The organism is Auritidibacter ignavus, assembly GCF_029853775.1.
GTDB lineage: Bacteria > Actinomycetota > Actinomycetes > Actinomycetales > Micrococcaceae > Auritidibacter > Auritidibacter ignavus.
The window spans coordinates 1,130,679-1,149,435 of sequence record NZ_CP122564.1; the positions used below are offsets into that span (position 1 = coordinate 1,130,679).

The 18,757-nt window shown below is 60.1% G+C and carries 15 protein-coding genes and 1 riboswitch; of the genes, 3 read left to right on the forward strand and 12 right to left on the reverse strand.

Annotation, left to right across the window (positions count from 1 at the left end):
* Window positions 1-127: 127 nt before the first annotated feature.
* The 4 genes from QDX22_RS05130 to QDX22_RS05145 form a co-directional block, all read right to left on the reverse strand.
* On the reverse strand, window positions 128-2,674 hold the full coding sequence (locus QDX22_RS05130) for a 5'-nucleotidase C-terminal domain-containing protein (RefSeq protein WP_279696421.1): 2,547 nt from the start codon (window positions 2,672-2,674) through the stop codon (window positions 128-130).
* Between the two features lie 136 nt (window positions 2,675-2,810).
* Window positions 2,811-3,494, reverse strand: coding sequence for an alpha/beta hydrolase (locus tag QDX22_RS05135; RefSeq protein WP_110101094.1), 684 nt, complete (start codon window positions 3,492-3,494; stop codon window positions 2,811-2,813).
* A gap of 46 nt (window positions 3,495-3,540) precedes the next feature.
* Complete coding sequence (metX, locus tag QDX22_RS05140) at window positions 3,541-4,701, reverse strand: homoserine O-acetyltransferase MetX (protein WP_110098829.1); 1,161 nt, start codon at window positions 4,699-4,701, stop codon at window positions 3,541-3,543.
* A gap of 66 nt (window positions 4,702-4,767) precedes the next feature.
* Window positions 4,768-6,117 carry an O-acetylhomoserine aminocarboxypropyltransferase/cysteine synthase family protein gene (locus QDX22_RS05145; protein ID WP_279718109.1) on the reverse strand — a complete coding sequence of 450 codons (1,350 nt, stop codon included), beginning with the start codon at window positions 6,115-6,117 and terminating at the stop codon, window positions 4,768-4,770.
* Window positions 6,118-6,196: 79 nt separating this feature from the next.
* Window positions 6,197-6,312: riboswitch (SAM riboswitch) on the reverse strand.
* A 108-nt stretch (window positions 6,313-6,420) separates the two neighbouring features.
* Here QDX22_RS05145 and QDX22_RS05150 point away from each other — a divergent pair.
* A complete protein-coding gene (locus tag QDX22_RS05150) occupies window positions 6,421-8,823 on the forward strand; it encodes an ATP-dependent helicase C-terminal domain-containing protein (RefSeq protein WP_279718110.1) in 2,403 nt (800 codons plus the stop codon).
* 49 nt (window positions 8,824-8,872) lie between these two features.
* Here QDX22_RS05150 and QDX22_RS05155 read toward each other — a convergent pair whose 3' ends face one another.
* Both QDX22_RS05155 and QDX22_RS05160 read right to left on the reverse strand, forming a co-directional pair.
* Window positions 8,873-9,127 carry a hypothetical protein gene (locus QDX22_RS05155; protein ID WP_110098772.1) on the reverse strand — a complete coding sequence of 85 codons (255 nt, stop codon included), beginning with the start codon at window positions 9,125-9,127 and terminating at the stop codon, window positions 8,873-8,875.
* An 84-nt stretch (window positions 9,128-9,211) separates the two neighbouring features.
* Complete coding sequence (locus QDX22_RS05160; RefSeq protein ID WP_279723943.1) at window positions 9,212-10,024, reverse strand: CPBP family intramembrane glutamic endopeptidase; 813 nt, start codon at window positions 10,022-10,024, stop codon at window positions 9,212-9,214.
* A 44-nt stretch (window positions 10,025-10,068) separates the two neighbouring features.
* Here QDX22_RS05160 and QDX22_RS05165 point away from each other — a divergent pair, with 44 nt between their 5' ends.
* Window positions 10,069-10,950, forward strand: a complete 882-nt coding sequence (locus QDX22_RS05165) for a phosphotransferase family protein (protein WP_279674125.1) — start codon at window positions 10,069-10,071, stop codon at window positions 10,948-10,950.
* A gap of 10 nt (window positions 10,951-10,960) precedes the next feature.
* Here the strand turns inward: QDX22_RS05165 and QDX22_RS05170 are convergent, their stop codons facing one another.
* Entirely contained in the window at window positions 10,961-12,061 is a 1,101-nt protein-coding gene (locus QDX22_RS05170) for an NAD(P)/FAD-dependent oxidoreductase (protein WP_279674126.1), read from the reverse strand.
* Between the two features lie 148 nt (window positions 12,062-12,209).
* Here QDX22_RS05170 and QDX22_RS05175 point away from each other — a divergent pair, with 148 nt between their 5' ends.
* Complete coding sequence (locus QDX22_RS05175) at window positions 12,210-13,814, forward strand: ABC-ATPase domain-containing protein (RefSeq protein WP_122548863.1); 1,605 nt, start codon at window positions 12,210-12,212, stop codon at window positions 13,812-13,814.
* A gap of 114 nt (window positions 13,815-13,928) precedes the next feature.
* On the opposite strand, the gene gatB is transcribed toward QDX22_RS05175, so the two are convergent.
* The 5 genes from gatB to QDX22_RS05200 are packed head-to-tail and all read right to left on the reverse strand — an operon-like array spanning window position 13,929 to window position 18,754.
* Window positions 13,929-15,425 (reverse strand): Asp-tRNA(Asn)/Glu-tRNA(Gln) amidotransferase subunit GatB, encoded by a 1,497-nt coding sequence (gatB, locus tag QDX22_RS05180; protein WP_110110357.1) that lies wholly within the window; start codon window positions 15,423-15,425, stop codon window positions 13,929-13,931.
* Complete coding sequence (gene gatA, locus QDX22_RS05185) at window positions 15,422-16,951, reverse strand: Asp-tRNA(Asn)/Glu-tRNA(Gln) amidotransferase subunit GatA (protein WP_279718111.1); 1,530 nt, start codon at window positions 16,949-16,951, stop codon at window positions 15,422-15,424. Before gatA ends, gatB begins: the two co-directional genes overlap by 4 nt.
* Window positions 16,951-17,247 (reverse strand): Asp-tRNA(Asn)/Glu-tRNA(Gln) amidotransferase subunit GatC, encoded by a 297-nt coding sequence (gene gatC, locus QDX22_RS05190; RefSeq protein WP_110101103.1) that lies wholly within the window; start codon window positions 17,245-17,247, stop codon window positions 16,951-16,953. The genes gatA and gatC overlap by 1 nt, the downstream gene beginning before the upstream one ends.
* Window positions 17,248-17,302: 55 nt before the next feature.
* Window positions 17,303-17,839: a GNAT family N-acetyltransferase gene (locus QDX22_RS05195; RefSeq protein ID WP_199445893.1), complete on the reverse strand. Its 537-nt coding sequence runs from the start codon at window positions 17,837-17,839 to the stop codon at window positions 17,303-17,305.
* A 12-nt stretch (window positions 17,840-17,851) separates the two neighbouring features.
* The gene (locus QDX22_RS05200) at window positions 17,852-18,754 is read right to left on the reverse strand and encodes an inositol monophosphatase family protein (RefSeq protein WP_122548864.1); all 903 of its coding nucleotides are present in this window, start codon (window positions 18,752-18,754) and stop codon (window positions 17,852-17,854) included.
* Window positions 18,755-18,757: the final 3 nt, after the last annotated feature.

Here is an 18,757-nt window from a genome sequence, read left to right on the forward strand (position 1 = left end):
GTTCCTATGTTTTTCGTTCTTTAACCCGGTTAAGACTCAGCCTCCACAACGATTCAGGGTGGTGACGAAATGATTCCGTCACCACCCTGATCGTCAGTGTGAACTATCCCCTCAGGGGATAGGGCCCTTACTCGTGAGCGTTAGCGCGGCGGCGAACCAACAGCGCGCCAACACCCAGAGCCGCTACACCCAGCAGTGCCAGACCACCAATGGTGGCACCAGTGGAAGCCAAGGAGCCCTGTTCAGAACCTTCGGCACCGCCCTGGCCCTTGTCGCCAGCCTCGCCATCTTCGCTAGCCTCGCCACCTTCGCTAGGCTTGCCCGACTCATCTTCATCACCAGGTTGCTGACCAGGCTGCTCGCTGGTCTCGTCATCACCAGGCTGACCAGGCTGCTCGCTGGTCTCGTCATCACCAGGCTGACCAGGCTGCTCGCTGGTCTCCTCGTCACCAGGCTCGGTCGTCTCACCATCACCAGGCTGTCCGCCCTCGTCGTCCCGCTCACCAGTCAACTCAATGGCGCGGGTAATGATGGTACCGGTGGTCTCATCCACCAGCTTGACCTGAACGTTACCGGCAGCCAAATCGAACTGCGACAGGTCGAACGTGACGTTACCTGCTTTGTCTTGCACCTCGACGGTGCCCAGTTCAACCTCGGTGCCATCTTCGGTCACGATGCTGGCCGCGAAGTTCTCCGGAATCGGAGCGTTGTAGGACGGAACACCCAGGGACTGCAGGCCGAAAGTCAGCTCGCCGTTGATGTCGTAGCTATCAGACACATCAGAGACCTTGATGGCCTGCTGATCGAAACGCGGAGCAATCTTGCCATCCAGCTCGTCACGCAGGTAGTTGACGAAGATGTCGGAGTCAATCAGCGCGGTCTGCTGCTGGTTCAGGCTGTTACCAAAAGCACGGAAGTTGTCACCACCAGCGGCCAAGAAGGACGGCAGAGCCACCTTGAAAGTCTCGTCACCAGTGACCAGCTTGTCGTTAACCCAGATCTGGTCGATGTTGTTACCCAGAGTCTCGTGACCAGCACGGTTGTTAGCGTTGGTCGACACTTCACCGGTAAAGGTGTAACGAACGTTAGAGCTCAGAGCCAGTTGCAGGTAGGGGCGAGAAGGAATCTCACCATCAGCGGTGGTCTGCCACTGCTGCTCCAGCGCTTCACGGAGCTGCTCGCCGGTGATCTCTACGACGTAGATGTCGTTAGCAAACGGGTTCACGGATACAGCATCAGCAACGGTAACTTCACCAGGTTGCAGGTCTTTGTTCAAACGCAGGCCACTGGGGAATTCGTCACGGAGGGAGCCGGCGGCCAGCACACCGATGTCAGCACTCAGACCAGCCGGGTTGTTATTGCCGGCCCACAACCACGCATCGGCCACCAGGTGACCCATGGTGGATTCACGATCACGCTGGTCGAATCCACCCTTATCGGTGGCCTCAGGATTGTAACCGGTGGTGATGTAGTCTTCGAGCTCACCGATCACCACAGAGCCTTCTTCTTCAGCCACAGCAGCGGCGTCATCAACAATCTGCTTAACCTCGGTCAGCACCGGGCTGGCAGCGATCTCTTCATCACTCGGGTCCTGTTCGGCCGGCAAGTTCTTGTGCTCGACGTCAATGATCTCGCCCTCAGCATCGAGGCTGAAGTCAACACGAGCCAGGTTGCTGCCGTATTCACCGGTCTGCATAACCGGGCGGGTCTTGCCCTCCTCGCCTGGAACTGGAGCATCCACGTTGTACAACTCGTGAGTGTGACCGGTAAAGATCACGTCAGCTTCAGGGTGGGTGTTGTTGACGATGCGGTCGTTGTCAATATTGTCGGTGTTGACACCCTCGTGGTACGAAGCCACGATGATGTCTGCCTCGCCGTTCGACGCATCCCCATCGGACAGCTGCTCAACGTAGGTGTTGACCGATTCCACCGGGTCTTTGAACTCGACGGACTCAATGCCCGCCGGGTTCACCAGGGTAACAGTCTCCTGGGTCACACCGCCCACGACGGCCACGGAGTGACCGGACTCGGTTTCGTAGATCTTATAAGGATCGGTCAGCGGCTCGCCGGTTTCCTTCACGATCACATTGGCCGCCAGATGATCGAAATCCGAGCGCGGGAAGACACGGTCTACTAAGTCGCTAACGCCCTTATCAAACTCGTGGTTACCCAACGCACTAGCATCCAGACCTAGAGCATTCAGGTAATCCAGAGTCGGGTTGTCATCCTGCACAGAGGAAACATACAGAGAAGCACCAATATCGTCACCAGACGACAAGAACAAAGTGTTACCAGGGTTCACAGCCTGCTGATCAGTGATCAGCTTGGCAAACGGCATGGCGATATCTTCACTCATGCGACCATGAAAGTCATTGATGTTCAGCAAGCTGACGGTGGTTTCTCCGTCTGGGTTCTCGGCGGTTTCCTCATCCGGATTAGGGGATTCGGAGCCCGCGGTCTCAGAACCTTCCGTCTCGGTATCTTCAGTCTCAGGTCCGTTGTCAGCGGGCTGAGTTTCGTCAGGAACTTCCGACGACTGAGTAGCCTGTGCCGAAGGTGCGAGATTTTCTTCAGGGGCAGGGGACTCGGAAGTCGCTGCCAAAGCCGGGGTCGGAGCAAGCAACCCCACAAGAGTGATCAGCCCGATAGCAAGCGGGCGACGATTCGACGACATGCGTGTTCTCCTCGGTGATAGTGATCTTGGAACAAGGCTTGGTCAGCCTCAGTAAGAACACGATCACTGTAGGGGCCACAGATTACAGATTGGTAACAACCCATGTCTCCTGATGCACCCCGAAATTCACCTACGGTTAACGCCGGTTCGCGACGTGGCGAACGAGGAATGCGGTGAGATCGGAGATTTCCTGCGGGTGTACCCCATGGCCCACACCTTGGTACGTGTCCTGTGTGAGGTCGACATGCTGGTCAAGCCACATGCCAGCCTCTTTGGCCATCTGGGGTGGGATGATGGGGTCTTGTAGGTCGCGACCCCAGAAGACCGGCACCTGTTTGGTTGCCAGTTCTTCGTCGTGACTCAACAGCTCTGCCAGGAGTGGCTCGTTACTCGCGTCAAGAACAAAGCCCGACAGACCAACCACCGCAGCATACTGCTCGGGGCGCATCCGCAACATGGAGGTGGCCATGGCCATACCCTGGGAGAACCCCAGAATGGAGACGGTGCGGAAACCATCGGCCACGCTCTGGATCCAGGCATCCAACTGTTCCAAGCTACTCCGAACGCTTTCGGGCGGGGAGCTCAACTCTTCAGTGATCGGGAACCAGGCGTATCCATTCATCCCGTTGGTCAGCCAGATGGGGGCACGCACCGCGGCTACGGTAAAAGTGTCGGGCAACTCGGCCGTGAGCGGAAGGAGATCGGTTTCATCGGCGCCGTAACCGTGAAGCACTACGAGTAAGTCGCTATCGCTGCGGGAGGAAAGGTCCTGGTGGCTGAAACGTACTACCAGCTGGTTCGACTCAGTGTTGTAGCTCATAGTCGATGATCTTAGCGAACCAGTCTACCAGTGCAGAAGCTTCGCTTTACAGCTCCAGGACCCGGATGAGTTCATCCGCGATTTTTTCGGGAGCGGTCAGGAAGCCATCATGTCCGATGGGCGAATCGATTTGGTGACTGAGGACATGCTGCGGATGATTAGGATCCTGGGCACCACGGCCGCGGTTGAAGTCGTCGGCTAGTTGCTGGGACTGAGAGGGGAAGTACAACCGGTCCGAGGAGACCGCAGCGATGAACGGTGTTGCCACAATCCGTGCTACCGCGGCTTGTTGCCCGCCACGGTTGCGTCCAACGTCGTGCGACATCAGCGCTTCGGTGAGAACCACGTAGGAGTTGGCATCGAACCGGGAGGCCAGGTCTTTGGCTTTGTAATCCAAATAGGATTCGATCTGGTACCGGCCGGTACGCTGAGTGATCTGTCCGAAGGGGTCTTCCTGCCCTTGAGGTTTCCGAGCGAAGCGGTACTGGAGCTCGGCCTCCGAACGGTAGGTGATGTGAGCAATGCGCCGTGCGATACCCAGCCCTTCCTCGGGCGGCTGTTGACCGTAGTAGTCACCACGGCGGTAGTGTGGATCAAGTTTGATCGCGGCCACTTGCGACTGGGCGAAGGCAATCTGCTCGGCGCTGGCTGCTCCCCCACAGGCTAAAATACCCGCACCCCGGACTCGTTCCGGGTAGGTGGCTGCCCATTCCAGTGCGCGAGCTCCGCCCATAGAACCGCCCAGCACGGCGTGCCAGGTCTCAATGCCCAGCGCGTCGGCCAGGCGTGCTTCAGCATGAACCGAATCTCGGATCGTGGTAAAGGGAAACCGTGAGCCCCACGGTCGCCCGTCAGGGTCCGGGGAAGACGGGCCCGTCGAGCCGTAACAGCCACCCACCATATTGGGTGCCACCACGAACCATTTTCGGGTATCGATGGGGCGGCCCGGCCCGACAAGAGACTCCCACCAGCCCGGATGCGGAAGCGCTTCTGAGGAAACCACGTGGCTATCACCGGTCAGGGCGTGCAATATCAGGATGGCGTTGGAGCCATCCTGATTGAGTGTGCCCCAGGTTTCATAGGCCAGCTGCACCTCGGGTAGCCAGCCTCCGGTTTCAAAGGTCAGTTCACCCACTGAGATGGTCCGAAGCCCCGGTGAGATCGCACGACCTGCAACGATCGGTTCTGCATCCACTGACACGTTCATCATCCTCAGTTCCGGTTGTCGATACTGTGCCCGGCAGTATCTGCGAGTAGCTACGCGGTTGTGGCGCTAGCGACGCTGTTCGACTGCTGCAAAACCTTGTTGCAGATCAGCCAGGATATCCTCGGGGTTCTCCAGACCGACCGACAGCCTGACTAACGACGGCTCGACGCCGGCGGCCCGCTGTTCTGCTTCACTGAGCTGTGCGTGAGTGGTCGAAGCCGGGTGAATCACCAGTGAGCGAGTGTCTCCAAGGTTGGCGACTCGCTTGTGAAGCGTCAAGGCTTCAGCGAAAAACCGACCGGCTTGTGCACCGCCGGCGATGTTGAAGGAGACGATGCCAGAGGTTCCCTCGGGCAACAGCCGTTGGGCACGGTGATACCAGGGACTTGATTCCAGACCGGCGTAGGCCACGTGCTGAACTAAGGGATGGTCTTCCAGCCAGTGCGCCACCGTCAGCGCTGATTCCACATGGCGGGAGACACGTAAGGAGAGGGTCTCGAGGCCGAGGTTGACGATCCAAGCATTGAATGGGCTGGCTGCGCTGCCCAGATCGCGCAACAGCTGGGTGCGAAGTCGCAAAATATAGGAGAGATTCGCACCCAGCGGTCCATCGGGTCCAAAATCGGTGCCGAACACCACGCCGTGATACGACTCGTCGGGGGTATTGAACCAGGGGAATTTTTCCGGGTCGGCTGTCCAGTCGAAATGGCCCGAATCAACGACGAACCCGCCGAGCGCCGCGGCATGACCGCCCAAGTATTTGGTCGCCGAATGCACGACAATATCCACACCGTGTTCGAACGGGCGGAACACCGGCGGTGGAGTCAATGTCGAATCCACGATCAAGGGGAGCCCCGCCTGATGGGCAATATCTGCCACCGCTTCCACATCGAGCACATCGGCTTTCGGGTTACCCAGCACTTCACCAAAGAGCACCTTGGTGTTGGGTTTAATGGCCTGTTTCCAAGCGTCAAGGTCATCGGGATCGTCAACAAAGATCGTTTCAATCCCGAGTCGCGGTAGGGTGTGTTTGAACAGGTTTTGGGTGCCACCATATAGTGATGCGGACACCACCACCGAATCTCCCGCACCGGCAAGGTTGAGAACGGCCAGGGTGGTCGCGGACTGTCCGGAGGAGGTCATCACCGCCCCCACGCCACCTTCCAGTGCGGCGACCTTCTGTTCGACCGCGTCGGTGGTGGGATTCGTAATGCGGGTGTAGATCTGGCCCAGGCTGGAGAGTGCGAAACGATCGGCTGCGTCCTGCAAAGTCGGGAAGTTATAGGACGCTGTGGCATGAATGGGAAGCTGGGTGGAACCGTAGTCGGCTACCTCCGGAATCCCAGCGTGAATCTGTTTGGTGGCTAGCCCCCAGGTGTTGGGGTTGGTGCTGTCTGGTTGCTGTGATTGACCCATGGGGTTTGACTCCTGTTGTCTCAGGGGTCGCAACTCGTGTTCTGACACCGTGCCGGCAGACAGCGTTCAGAGCACGGTGGACCCGCGCTTGCTGCGAACCATTGTGGTTCGCGCCTGGTCCTCACCCGGGGCACCCCACCGCGGTGGAGGGTTGCCGGTCAGCAAGCCGGGGCTGTTTCACTGACACTCGTGACCAATACAAAGTATTCTGCCAGATCTGGGCGGTCATTTCATCCCAGGTCTGATCACATCGGAGACTGCACTGGTTCTGCCTACCAACGACGAGTCCATAGACTACAAGGGATGACCAGTTCTTCATTGTCCTTCCACGACGCCCTCCCACAGATCGGCCACGGGTTACCGGCCGCGTCATTAGTCGAAGAACTTCTCGGGCTACCGCACCGGCTTCGCGCGGTGGTGGAATCACCTCCGGGTACGGGTAAAACCACGATCATTCCCCCGTTGTTGGCGGCCAGGGCCGAGCACCGCGAGCCCGGTCTCAAGGTCGTGGTGACCCAGCCGCGCCGGGTTGCGGCCCGGGCAGCAGCACGGCGACTGGCACAGCTCACTCGCACCACCGTGGGGGACCACATTGGTTATACCGTTCGGGGCGATGCGAAGGTCTCAGCACAGACTCAGATCGAGTTCGTCACGGTGGGAGTGTTGCTCCGTCGTCTGTTGCGTGATCCGGACCTGGATGATGATTCGGCGGTGGTGATCGACGAAATCCATGAACGCTCCGTAGAAACCGACCTCACCGCCGCATTTATCCGCGATCTCTTACCACGACGCGATGACCTGGAACTCGTGGCGATGTCAGCAACTGCGCAGTCGCAACAGTGGGTGAACTATTTTGATGCTGCATTATTCACCGCCCACACCGAGATTTATGCCCTCACCGAAGAATTCTCTCAGCCCCCCACCGCGCTGGACGACCGTGGCGTCACTCCAGATTTTCTCGCCCACGTTGCGAAGACGACGGCCCAGACCAGTGCCCGCACCGAGGGAGACGTTTTGGTCTTTCTGCCCGGTGTCGCCGAGATCCGCGCGGTACAACGCCAGCTTCCTGAAGCCCTCGTGTTGACCGGGTCAAGCACCGTCGAGGAACAGGACCGGGTACTCTCCCGAGCCAACCATCAGCGCATCATTCTGGCAACGAATGTCGCTGAGTCGTCCTTGACCGTTCCGGGGGTCAGGGCCGTGGTGGACTCAGGGCTGGAGCGAACCCAACGGTTAGACACGATGCGGGCCATGACCGGGCTGGTCACCGTGGGTGCGTCCAAGGCCTCGATGCGGCAGCGGGCCGGTCGTGCGGCGCGTCTCGGGCCAGGCCTGGTCGTACGGTGTGTGACGGAACGCGAATATGCTGCCCGCCCCAGTGATATCACCCCGGAGATCCTCACCAGTGACCTGACCTCGGCCGTGTTGTTCCTGGCGTGTTGGGGTCCGACCCGTCTCCCGACCTGTCCACCGCAACGCGCATATCGCGCCGCAGTGGAGGTCTTGCGTGCTTTGGAAGTTATCGAACCGCCCGATGAAGACTCCGGTGCGTGGCCGGTGGTGACCGATCTGGGTCGACGTTTAGCTTCAGTTCCTACAGAACCACGACTCGCCCGCGCTTTACTGGACGGTTCCGAACTCCTCGACCCTGCCACCGCGGCCACGGCGGTAGCGTTATTGGATTCCGATCAGAGAGCCCCCGGTGTCAATGTGAGAGCACGTGAGCTTCCACGCGAGGCGCACCGATTTCTCGGCCTCACCGGTGCTACCCCCTCCGGTATAGCACCGGCTGAGAAGCCCCGGGAGCAGGATCTCGCCACCGTAGCGGCTCTGGCTTACCCAGATCGCATTGCCCGTCGCCGAGACCGCAACTCCCGAGAATTCTTGTTGGTCTCCGGAACCGCCGCCGAACTACCCCGAGATTCTCGGCTACCACAGACCGACTGGTTAGTGTGCACTGAGGTTGGGCTGTTGCGTGGCAAGCCCATCATCCGCGCGGCAGTGCCGGTTGATCAAGACACTGTCGAGCTGTTGTTACCCGTTACCCAGGAGCGAGTTGCCGAATGGTCGGGGCAGAAAGTCAACGTCCGCGAGGTGTCCCGGATCGGTGCCATCATTCTCCACCAGACTCCGGTGGCGGCCACCAGTGACGACACCTTGCAGGCCACCGCTCGGGCCATTCGCGTCCAGGGGCTCGAGGCCCTCAACCCGAGTCAGCAATTCTGGCAGTACTGGGACCGGCTACGCTTCGCCCATCACCATCTGCCAGACTGGCCCGATCCCCGGAGTTTCACTCCCGAACAATGGGCTCCTTTTGCCCAAGATCTCCTGTCAGGTCTGAAGACGCTGGTGGGCTGGGACAAGGACGCTGAATTACAGACACGAGTCCCGGAACGGCTCACGGTCCCGTCCGGTTCAAGCTATCGGGTGGATTATTCCCAGGACCCACCCGTGCTGGCAGTGAAGCTCCAAGAGATGTTCGGAGCCGTGGAGACACCAACCATTGCCGATGTTCCGGTCAGCATTCATTTGCTCTCCCCTGCCGGAAGACCGTTAGCTATCACCCAAGACCTGCCGTTTTTCTGGTCCGAGGTCTATCCCCAGGTACGTGCCGAGAACCGAGGACGCTACGCCAAACACCCGTGGCCAGAAGACCCCACGACCGCCACCGCGACCCGGCTGACCAATAAACGGTTGCACCGCTGACAGCGGACAAACCGGCCATGGAACGAACCCAAGTTGAGCTGGCTTCTCTTTAGCCCTGCTCCCGGCCAATATGTGGCATGATCACGGCCCAGAGAGCCCCCAGCGGAACGCAGATGACACTAATCCATCCCAGCACCCATGCGGTCGCAAACGGCCATTGCGGTCCGTCACCGTCGAGCGAGGAAACATTATGGCCCAAGAGGGTGCCAAAAATAAACAGATATAACAGTAGCGCCATGAGCGAAAACAGCGCGAGAGCGCCCACACCCAACGGGCCATAAATCAGAAGCTTATTTTTCTGCATGAATGTTCCTTTCACGATGCGTTGCGCGCTGTGTGATCGCGATGCACAACCGCTTACCTTCCACGTGGCACGCCGAGCCCGACGTTAGTGCCCAAACCAGCCCAGGCTTTCGAGTACCGGGAAGCCTGCGAAGCCGGCCACGTCCAAGAAGAGATGAGCCCAGACCATGGGCATGACGCGCCGATATTTCAGGTAAACCAGTACGAATACCACTCCCATGATCGCGTTACCGATCCCCGGACCGATGCCCTGGTAAAGATGATAGCTGGCCCGGATCAGCGAGGAGACCAACAAGACCGCGACCACATCGGTCCTGGTGGTTGGCAGCCAGGTGGTATTTGTACCCAAGTCAGCCGTGGGAAAGGGGGTGCGTCGCAGGAGGCTGACCCGGTCCACCAACCAGGCCAAGATAATGACTTCTTCAACCAGACTGTGCCGGACGGCTGCCAGCGTCAGCACGATCGGAGTCCACCAGTGGTCATTCATGCTCGATCCAATAATCGCGGTGGTCAGCCCCAAAGAGCGACCCACCGCGTAGACCAGCAGAGTGCCACCACCCATGGTGATAAACAGGATCAGTCCCAGCCCAAAGTCGGTCACCGGACGGCGGAAATCCAAACCGAAGCTTCTCAACGGGTTGCGACCGTAGATCCACACCAGGTGAAGCACCAGCGCGACCGGGACCAGTCCGAACCCGATGCTGAGGAGTTGGCGAACCAGATCGAACACGGGATCTGGTGCCAGCGAGGGGTTGAGCGCGGTGGTTTGCTCGTCTAAAGGTGCTTGAGTGAGCTTTTCCATTAAGTCCACCAAGGCGTAGACCCCGGAGCGTCCCAGGGATAGCCCCAGGACAATCAGGATCTGCCACCAGACCACCGTTCGCGAGAATCTCAGCACCACCACCCCAGTGTAAACCTGTCAGGGGCACTAAATTAGAGACTATGGCTTCTTTGCCCGCCGACGACGACCTGGCCCTGGCACAGCATTTGGCCGCGCATTTGCGCGAGGGGATCAGCGCTAGACACCGCGCCCTGATCGAGTCCGCACCGTGGTCTCAAGCTCATGTCATCGAGCGAGGAAAAGATCATCGTCTGGTCATTGTTCCGGGCCACCTTGTGGTACGGATTCCACGGGATCCGGCCACCAATCTTGAACGTCAGGCAACATTGCTGGACCAGCTCGCACCCCAGTTACCGTGGCAGGTCCCGGTAGCGTTGTCGATCGTCGACGGCGGAGTTATCCAGCCCTATATTGCTGGCACGGCCCACCCGAACCACAGCGGAGACCCAGAGCAGTTACGCGACATTGTTCACACGTTATCGGAGATTGACACCACCGGTTTGGCGTTGAACCAGCCCTTTGCCCAGCGTGGCGGGCTGACCCCGCAGAAAGTCACGCGACTAGCCAAGATGCCCGGCCCACCCCTACCGGATTTTGCGCAGTTTATCGCAGACGTCGCGGAACTGACTCATACTTGGACCCAAGAAGGCCCTTTCGGGCTCGTGCACGGTGATCTCGCCGGACACAATATGCTCTGGCTCCAGGATCCCTGGCGACTGAACGGGGTGCTGGACTGGGACCAGGCAAGTCGGTGGGACCCGGCCCTGAATCCGGCGATTCTCAGTCTGTGGCACGGCGCCGGTCTGCTCCCCCAGATCTGTTCTTCACCCTCCGAGCTGGTGCATGCCCGCGTATGGTCAGCGTCGATGGCACTGGAATCTATCGAGAACGCACTCCGGCGTCAGCCACCAGCCTCTGCCTTCCGTCGGCTCATGCGGAAGACGGTCCCGCGACTCGAAGCGGCCCAGCAGGCACTGCGGTAAGTCGGTCGGCTCAACCCTGCTGGTAAAAGCGGTCCGGGCTGACCCGAGCGACGGCATCAGCACTCACCCAGTTGCCAGCGGTGCGATCAATGAGCAGGTCGGTGGCCAGAGTGGCCATAGCCAGTGAGCTTTGGAATCCGTACCCAGATTGTCCGGCCAGCCAGAACAATCCCGGGACTTGGGGGTCAAATCCATTCACCGGTTCCCCATCGGGGGCTTCAGTGCGCAGTCCACACCAAGAGCGAATGACCTCGGTGATCTCCAAGGTCGTTTCAGTCTGGATGCGATCGATCAGACGTTGTACGTCGGCATCGCGGGGTTGGGCATCCTCAGCATGCCAGGGCTCATCCTCCCCGGGAGAAGCGACGATGCCCAGTTCGTCGTAGCGGTAGTAGTAGTCGTGGCCGGCACGGCAGACCAGCGGGTGGTCGGGAGTCAGCGGAGTGGCCAGAGCCGCCTCTAGTGCCGTGCGACGCTTCGGAATGAGACCCAAGGGCCGGGCCCCAAAGGCCTCAGCGACGATATCGGCCCACGCTCCAGCAGCGTTGATCACCACGTCGGCGACGAATTCCTGGCCGTCCTCAGTGGTCAGCTGCCAGAGCCCACCCACACGTTCAGCCCGGATCATTCGAGCATTCAGCACGGTGTTCGCCCCGCGTTCGGTGGCCTGATCGGCCAACCAGTGCAGGAATGGCAGAGCGCGGACTCGCACCGAGCGGTGTTCCAGTGCGCCATCGTCGAAACTGTCGGGACGGATCTCCGGGGCGTGCTCGCGCACCTCCTGGTGAGTCAAGGGCGTCATTCCTGGATACATTTCCTCCACGACATGGTCTTGGGTACCGAAAAGCAAGAAATCGGACTGCCACATCAGTGGTTCGTCGAGTCCCTGTTGTCGTTTGTCGAGGTCCTGGACGGTCAACTCGGTAAGCTCTCGCACCGCCTGGGGTCCATAAGACAGTGTCAGTTGCTGGGCGGCCCGCGAGGAGGTGTGGTACGCCAACCGGTCTTCGGCCTCAAGCACCGTGACCTGATCGTTGCTGGCCACACGCCGTGTGAGCTCTTCGGCCAGGGAAATTCCGGCTATTCCGCCACCAATAATCACATACTTCATAGTCCCTCAGTCTACGTGCGAGGCTGGATGGCAGGAGACCACACGGTGGTGGCCCGCATGCAGGTGCGGACAGGTTGGGCCGGGACTAAGGGTGCACTGTTAGACTGCCAAACCTGCGTGAAGTCTCGATGCTGACGATGGAGGTGCCATGTCGCTGGCGAAGCAGTTACACGCTCTGGACGGGCAGTCTTACGCCAAATATCGCAATCTGAAGGGTAAGCACCAGCTCGGAGAGCTCACGGTACACCTGGACCATATTCAGGCTGACCCGTATGCGCCGCCGTCGACGGTGCGAGTATTTGCCACAGCCGACCACCTAGAGAACCTCGCCGACCACCTGACCACAGTGGCCACCACAGACTACTTGGCACGCCGGATCCGCCAGCGTGCCCCGCGCGAGATCAGCATCGGGACGTTTGGGCCTGAGGTGTTGGAGCGTTCGTGCATCCAGTTTCATCGCGTCCCAGGGTCGAGTCGGTGGGTGATGGAAATCCACCTGCTGGTGTCCTTGCCGGCTGCGGGTCGCCGGATCAAAGGTCACCAGGCTGCCCGGTTGATCACCCAGGTGTTGCCTGACCTACTCCGGGATGCCACGAAGGAGATTGACCACCAGGAACTGGACGAGACCATCACGCTATTGAAGGACCAGCAGGCCATTCGCGACGAGCTTCCCCGCCGCGGGCTGGTCGCCTTTATCGCCAATGGCTCAGTGCTCCCCCGCGCTGCCGGTAATTCCTCGGCACCGTTGCAATATGCCGAACCGTTCGAGTCCCCGGATTCCGTCTCGGTCAGCTTCGATCTCCCCAGTGGCCGAACTCTCACCGGTATGGGCATCGCCCACGGGATCACACTGATCGTCGGTGGGGGCTACCACGGTAAATCCACGGTACTCAATGCGCTGGAGCACGGCGTGTATCCCCACCGAGCCGGCGACGGACGTGAGTTCGTGATCACGGATCCCGATGCGGTGGCAATTCGGGCCGAAGACGGTCGTTCAGTGGCCGGCGTCGATATTTCCTCCTTCATCTCTGACCTACCACAGGGCACTGACACGACACGTTTTTCCACCACGAACGCGTCGGGCTCCACCTCGCAGGCCACTAACGTCGTAGAGGCCCTGGAAGCAGGAGCAAGCGCTGTGCTGATCGATGAGGATACCTCTGCCACGAACTTCATGGTCCGGGATGAGTTGATGCGTCAGCTAGTCAAAACCGAGCCGATTACCCCATTTACCGCACGCATCAAAGAACTGGCCGACCAAGGCATTTCCACGGTGCTGGTGGCCGGGGGCACCGGAGCGTTCTTTTCGGTGGCCGATCGTGTCCTAGGTTTAGAAAACTACCGTGTCAGTGATCTCACCGCCGAGGCTCACCGGCTCGGTGCCCAGCAACGACACCAGTCCGCTGCGCAACCCCTGAGGTTGCCGAAGGATCGTGTTCCGCAACAGATCAAATCTCCCCGGAAACCGCCTCGGGCACGCGGAGTGCACACCATTCAGATCGGGCACGAAGATATTGATCTCTCCGCCCTCAGCCAGCTGATCAGTGTGGAACAGACCCGGGCCATTGCTGGCATTCTGGAACAGATCATCGTAACGCAACAACAGGGTGACAACCATAACAGGGGCGAGACAAACCTAACGCTACGTAGCTTGAGTGAGCTAGCGCCACGGTGGAAAGGTCACCTGGCAATGCCCCGTCGCCACGAGGTGATGGCAGCGGTCAACCGGTTGCGCTCGCTCAAGGTCAGCTAAGGCGCCAGAGCACGAAAATCGGGCCTAGACAGCACCACGCCGGCCCCGTGATGCGTAAGACGGGGCCGGCTTCGGTGCCGTCAACGACTCGGGAATCCAGGCATAGACCGGGGTTCAGAGGCCGAGCTGTTCATTGATCAGTTCTTGGACACGTGCAGCATCCGCCTGACCGCGGGTGGCCTTCATCACCGGTCCCATCAGGGCACCGATGGCTTTCTTCTTGCCACCCTTGATCTTCTCGACCACGTCCGGGTTGTCGGCAATCGCCTGGGCCACGGCGTCGTTCAGCGCGCCCTCGTCGGAGACCACGGCCAAAGAACGGGCTTCAATGATCTCTCCAGGAGAGCCCTCACCGTCGGCGACGTGGCCGATGACCTGGCGGGCGATCTTGTCGTTGATGGTTTTTTCAGAGATGAGCGCCTCAATCTCGACCACGTGCTCGGGGGTGACACCGAGTTCATGCGGTGCAACCTCAGCTTCATTGGCCAGTCGGGCGATTTCCCCCATCCACCATTTACGGGCAGCTGATGCCGAGGCCCCGGCCGAAACGGTGGCATCGATTTCATCGATCAGCCCGGCTGCGACCACATCGCGGAACTCTTCGTCCGAGTAACCCCATTCGCCTTTGAGACGACGCCGGCGGGCCAAGGGATCTTCGGGCAGTTCTTCGCGCAATTTGTCAATCCAGGCCTGGTCGGTCACGATCGGCACCAAATCAGGCTCGGGGAAGTACCGGTAATCGTCAGCATCGGACTTCGGACGACCCGAGGTGGTGGTCTTTGAGGTTTCCTGCCAGTGCCGGGTCTCCTGCGTGACAGACCCACCCTGATCCAGGATCGCAGCCTGGCGCTGAATCTCGTAGCTCACCGCGTTCTGTACCGCACGCGTGGAGTTGACGTTCTTGGTTTCGGTGCGGGTCCCGAATTTCTCTGCACCTCGAGGCTTCAGCGAAATATTGGCGTCGCACCGCACATTACCGCGTTCCATGCGCGCATCCGAGATATTGAGGGCTTTGACGATATCGCGGATCGCAGTCACATAGGCTCGGGCCAACTCCGGTGCCCGGTCGCCGGCGCCTTCGATGGGCTTGGTGACGATTTCGATCAGGGGCACGCCGGCACGGTTGTAGTCCACCAGGGAATAGGAGGCGTCCTGAATGCGTCCGGACCCACCCTTATGGGTGAGCTTTCCAGCGTCTTCTTCCATGTGCGCGCGTTCGATCTCAACGCGGAATATTTCTCCGTCATCAAGTTCCACATCCACATAACCGCTCGACGCAATCGGGTCATCGTACTGGGAGGTCTGAAAAGCCTTCGCCAGATCCGGGTAGAAGTACTGTTTGCGGGCGAAACCGCACTTCTCGGCGATGTGACAGTTCAGGGCCAGGCCCAGTTTGATGGCTGATTCCACCGCGGTTTTATTTACTGCCGGTAGCGCGCCGGGCATTCCCAAATCGACTTCGGTGGTATTCGTGTTGGGTTCATCGCCGAAGGCATTGGGCGCCGCGGAGAACATTTTGGTCGTGGTGTTCAGCTCGACGTGGACTTCAAAGCCCAGCACGGGATCGAATTTTTCAAAGGCCTCATCGAGGTTCATGAGATCTTGGCTCATCGGGCATCACTCTCATAAGCGTTGGGAAGTAACGAGAAGAAATCGGCGCCATCATGCGAGGCTTTCAGACCGGTTTCCAGAGCGGCACCGATGCGGTACATCAGCGCATCTTCGGTGGCCGGGGCTTGGATTTGCACGCCGACAGGCATGTTGGAGGCCAGTCCACCGGGCACGGAAATCGCAGGAATCCCGGCCAGGTTCGACGGCAAGGTCGCCACGTCGTTAAGGTACATGGCGATCGGGTCGTCCAGTTCCTCGCCCAGGGCAATCGCGGTGGTCGGGGTGGTCGGTGAGATCAAAGCGTCTACCTTTTCAAAGGCTGCTGCAAAGTCGCGCTGGACCAGAGTGCGCACCTTCTGGGCCGAACCGTAGTAGGCGTCATAGTAACCGGCCGAAAGTGCGTAGGTCCCCAGGATGATGCGACGTTTGACCTCATCCCCGAAGCCAGCAGCACGGGTAGCGGACATGACCCGGTCGATCGTGGCCTGCTCAGGCACCACCCGGTTACCGTAGCGGACACCGTCGTAGCGGGCCAGGTTGGAGGACGCCTCCGAGGGCATGATCAGGTAGTAGGCCGGCAGAGCGGCTTTCAGATGAGGCAACGCGACCCTCACGATCTCGGCTCCGGCATCTTCGAGCAGCCTCAGGCTGGCCTGGAAACATTCCAGCACCCCAGCATCGAATCCTTCACCGTCAAGTTCCTCGATGACACCGATTTTCAGCCCGGTGAGGTCCTCACCAGCGACCACAGCCGGGGCGAGGTCGTCCCACTCGCGTTGTAGCGAGGTGGAGTCGTGCGGGTCGTGGCCGGCAATCAGCTCGTGCAGAGCCGCTGCATCAGCCACGGTGCGGGCCACCGGGCCGACAGTGTCCAGCGAGGAGGCCATCGCGATCGCACCATAGCGGGAGACCGAACCGTAAGTGGGCTTAGCACCCACTGTCCCGGTGAAGGAACCTGGTTGGCGGATGGACCCGCCGGTATCGGTACCGATCGCTAGAGGGGCCATGAACGCTGCGACCGCAACGGCGGAGCCACCGCCGGATCCGCCCGGGACGCGGGTGGTGTCCCAGGGGTTGCGCGTGGGCCCGTAGGCGGAGAATTCGGTCGTGGAGCCCATCGCGAATTCGTCCAAGTTCGTTTTGCCCAGCATGGGCAGTTTGGCCTCACGGATCTTGCGGATCACCGTGGCGTCGTAAGGGCTCATCCAGTCCTTGAGGATCTTGGATGCTGCGGTCGTAGGCTGTCCGACGGTAACCAGCAGATCCTTAATGGCAATGGGTACACCGGCCAACGGGTGTAGCTCAGCACCTTGCGCGCGCAACTGGTCAACTTCAACAGCCACCTCGAGGGCTTCTTTGTCGTTGACGTGAAGAAAGGCATGAACCCCGGACTCGGCGTCACCATCGATGGCGTGAATACGGTCGAGGTGGGCCTGGGTCAGCTCCTTAGAGGTGATCTCTCCGGACTGGAGTTTTTCAGCCATCTGCAGGGCAGTTAAACGTGTCAGATCTGTGGTCTGTGTCATTACTCAGCCTCCAGGATCGAAGGAACCTTGAACTGGCCGTCTTCGGCATCAGGGGCACCGCCAAGCGCTTGATCTTGGGTGAGCACACCGGATACCTCGTCTTCACGGAAGACATTGGTCAGTGGCATCGGGTGAGAGGTGGGCGGAACGTCGTCTCCGGCCGCTTCCTGCACCATCGCGGTGGACTTCAGGATCAGATCGAGCTCACCACAGAACCGGTCAAGTTCCTCGGGGGTTAGATCAATTCGAGCCAGTTGCGCTAGATGCGCGACCGTCTCGCGAGAGATTCCGGACATGAGTCTCCTTTATCACTGCACTGTTCATCTGCACGTATTTCAGTCCGCATCTAGTTTAGCCCGTTGTCTCAGCTGACAAGGGGCGGACGTAGACGAGAAAGACCTCTTCACCGTCGACCGGCTCAGCTAAGCCGATATCAGACAGCGACCAGTCGCGTTCCGGCGCCCGGCGAAAGCCCAGACGTTCGTAGAGCCGGTGCGCCTCCGTCATAGATTGCAACGTCGTCAGCGACACCGCGCGAGCGCCTTCACGTTCGGCCCAATCCAATACAGCAGTGACCAGGGCGGCGCCGACTCCTCGACGGCGTGCCTCCGGGGCGACCACGAGCATGCGAAATTCACGTTCATCCGGCCGAGCGGTTTCCGAGGCATCGTCCTCGGGGCGAACCATGATCACTGAACCGAGCACCTGGTCCGGGTGCGCTGAATCGACAGCGACCTTCAGGAGTTCGGAGGCGTGAGCAGCCACGTCGGCCAAGGTCTCGACATAACTGTCTTCGGGGCGGAGATGACCACCGTCAAGGTAGGAGCGCACTCGTTGGTCGGAAATGGCGGCGAAATCGTCTTCGGTGGCGGTTCTGATCTGAATCACGTGCTCCACCTTTCAGTAGTGACAGCGGTGGCCTGGTTCCAGCCCGAGACTGTTGCCGGTCGGACCCAGTTCCCCGAGCAGACACCAATCTCCCGTCTCAACGCCATTAGACCAGCGAGGCCGACGCACGCTAAGACCAGCTTCTTCACCAATCAACGCGCCAGCGGCCCAGTCATACTCGCTCAAACCGTACTCGGCGTAGGCGTCCAGCGTACCTTGAGCCACCAGACACAGATCAATGGCAGCTGACCCGAGACGGCGGATATCGGCGAATCCTTCGTGCTCCATCAGCCGGTTGGCAGCCTCAATTTGGTAGGGACGACGTTGCTGATCGTAGCTGAACCCGGTTCCCAGCAGGCGCCCCTGCTGTTGAGATGCCGGGCCGGAAAGTCGCAACGGTTCTGGGTGCTGACCTGCTTCACCCGCAGGGACATCGGCCTCGCGCACCAGATAGGCACCCGCCCCACGCGCGGCGTACCAGGTGCACCCCAGCGCCGGAGCGTGGACGACTCCGGCTAGCCATTGGACAGCCCGTCCCTCGTCGGCGTGGTAGCCCACCGCCACACTGGTGGCATAGTGTGGGATGCCCCTGATGAAGTTCGTGGTGCCGTCCAGTGGATCGATGGACCACCGGTAGCCCGACGGGCTCTCGGGGACGTGTTGGTCGTATTCTTCTCCGGTGATCTCATCGTGGGGCCGATAGGCGATAATGACCGAACGCACCGCGTGTTCAGCGCCACGGTCGTAGTCGGTGACCCAATCGGAGGTCGAGGTTTTGTTTTCGGCACCGAGCTGGTCGGCGCGCAACGGTGTCAGTGGACCAGGGCGTCGTTGCAAGGTCTCGGCGCCAGCTCGAGCGGCCGCGCGTGCGACCGCGAGCAGGCCCTGGACCGGATGGGAGCATTCATCGACCATAGG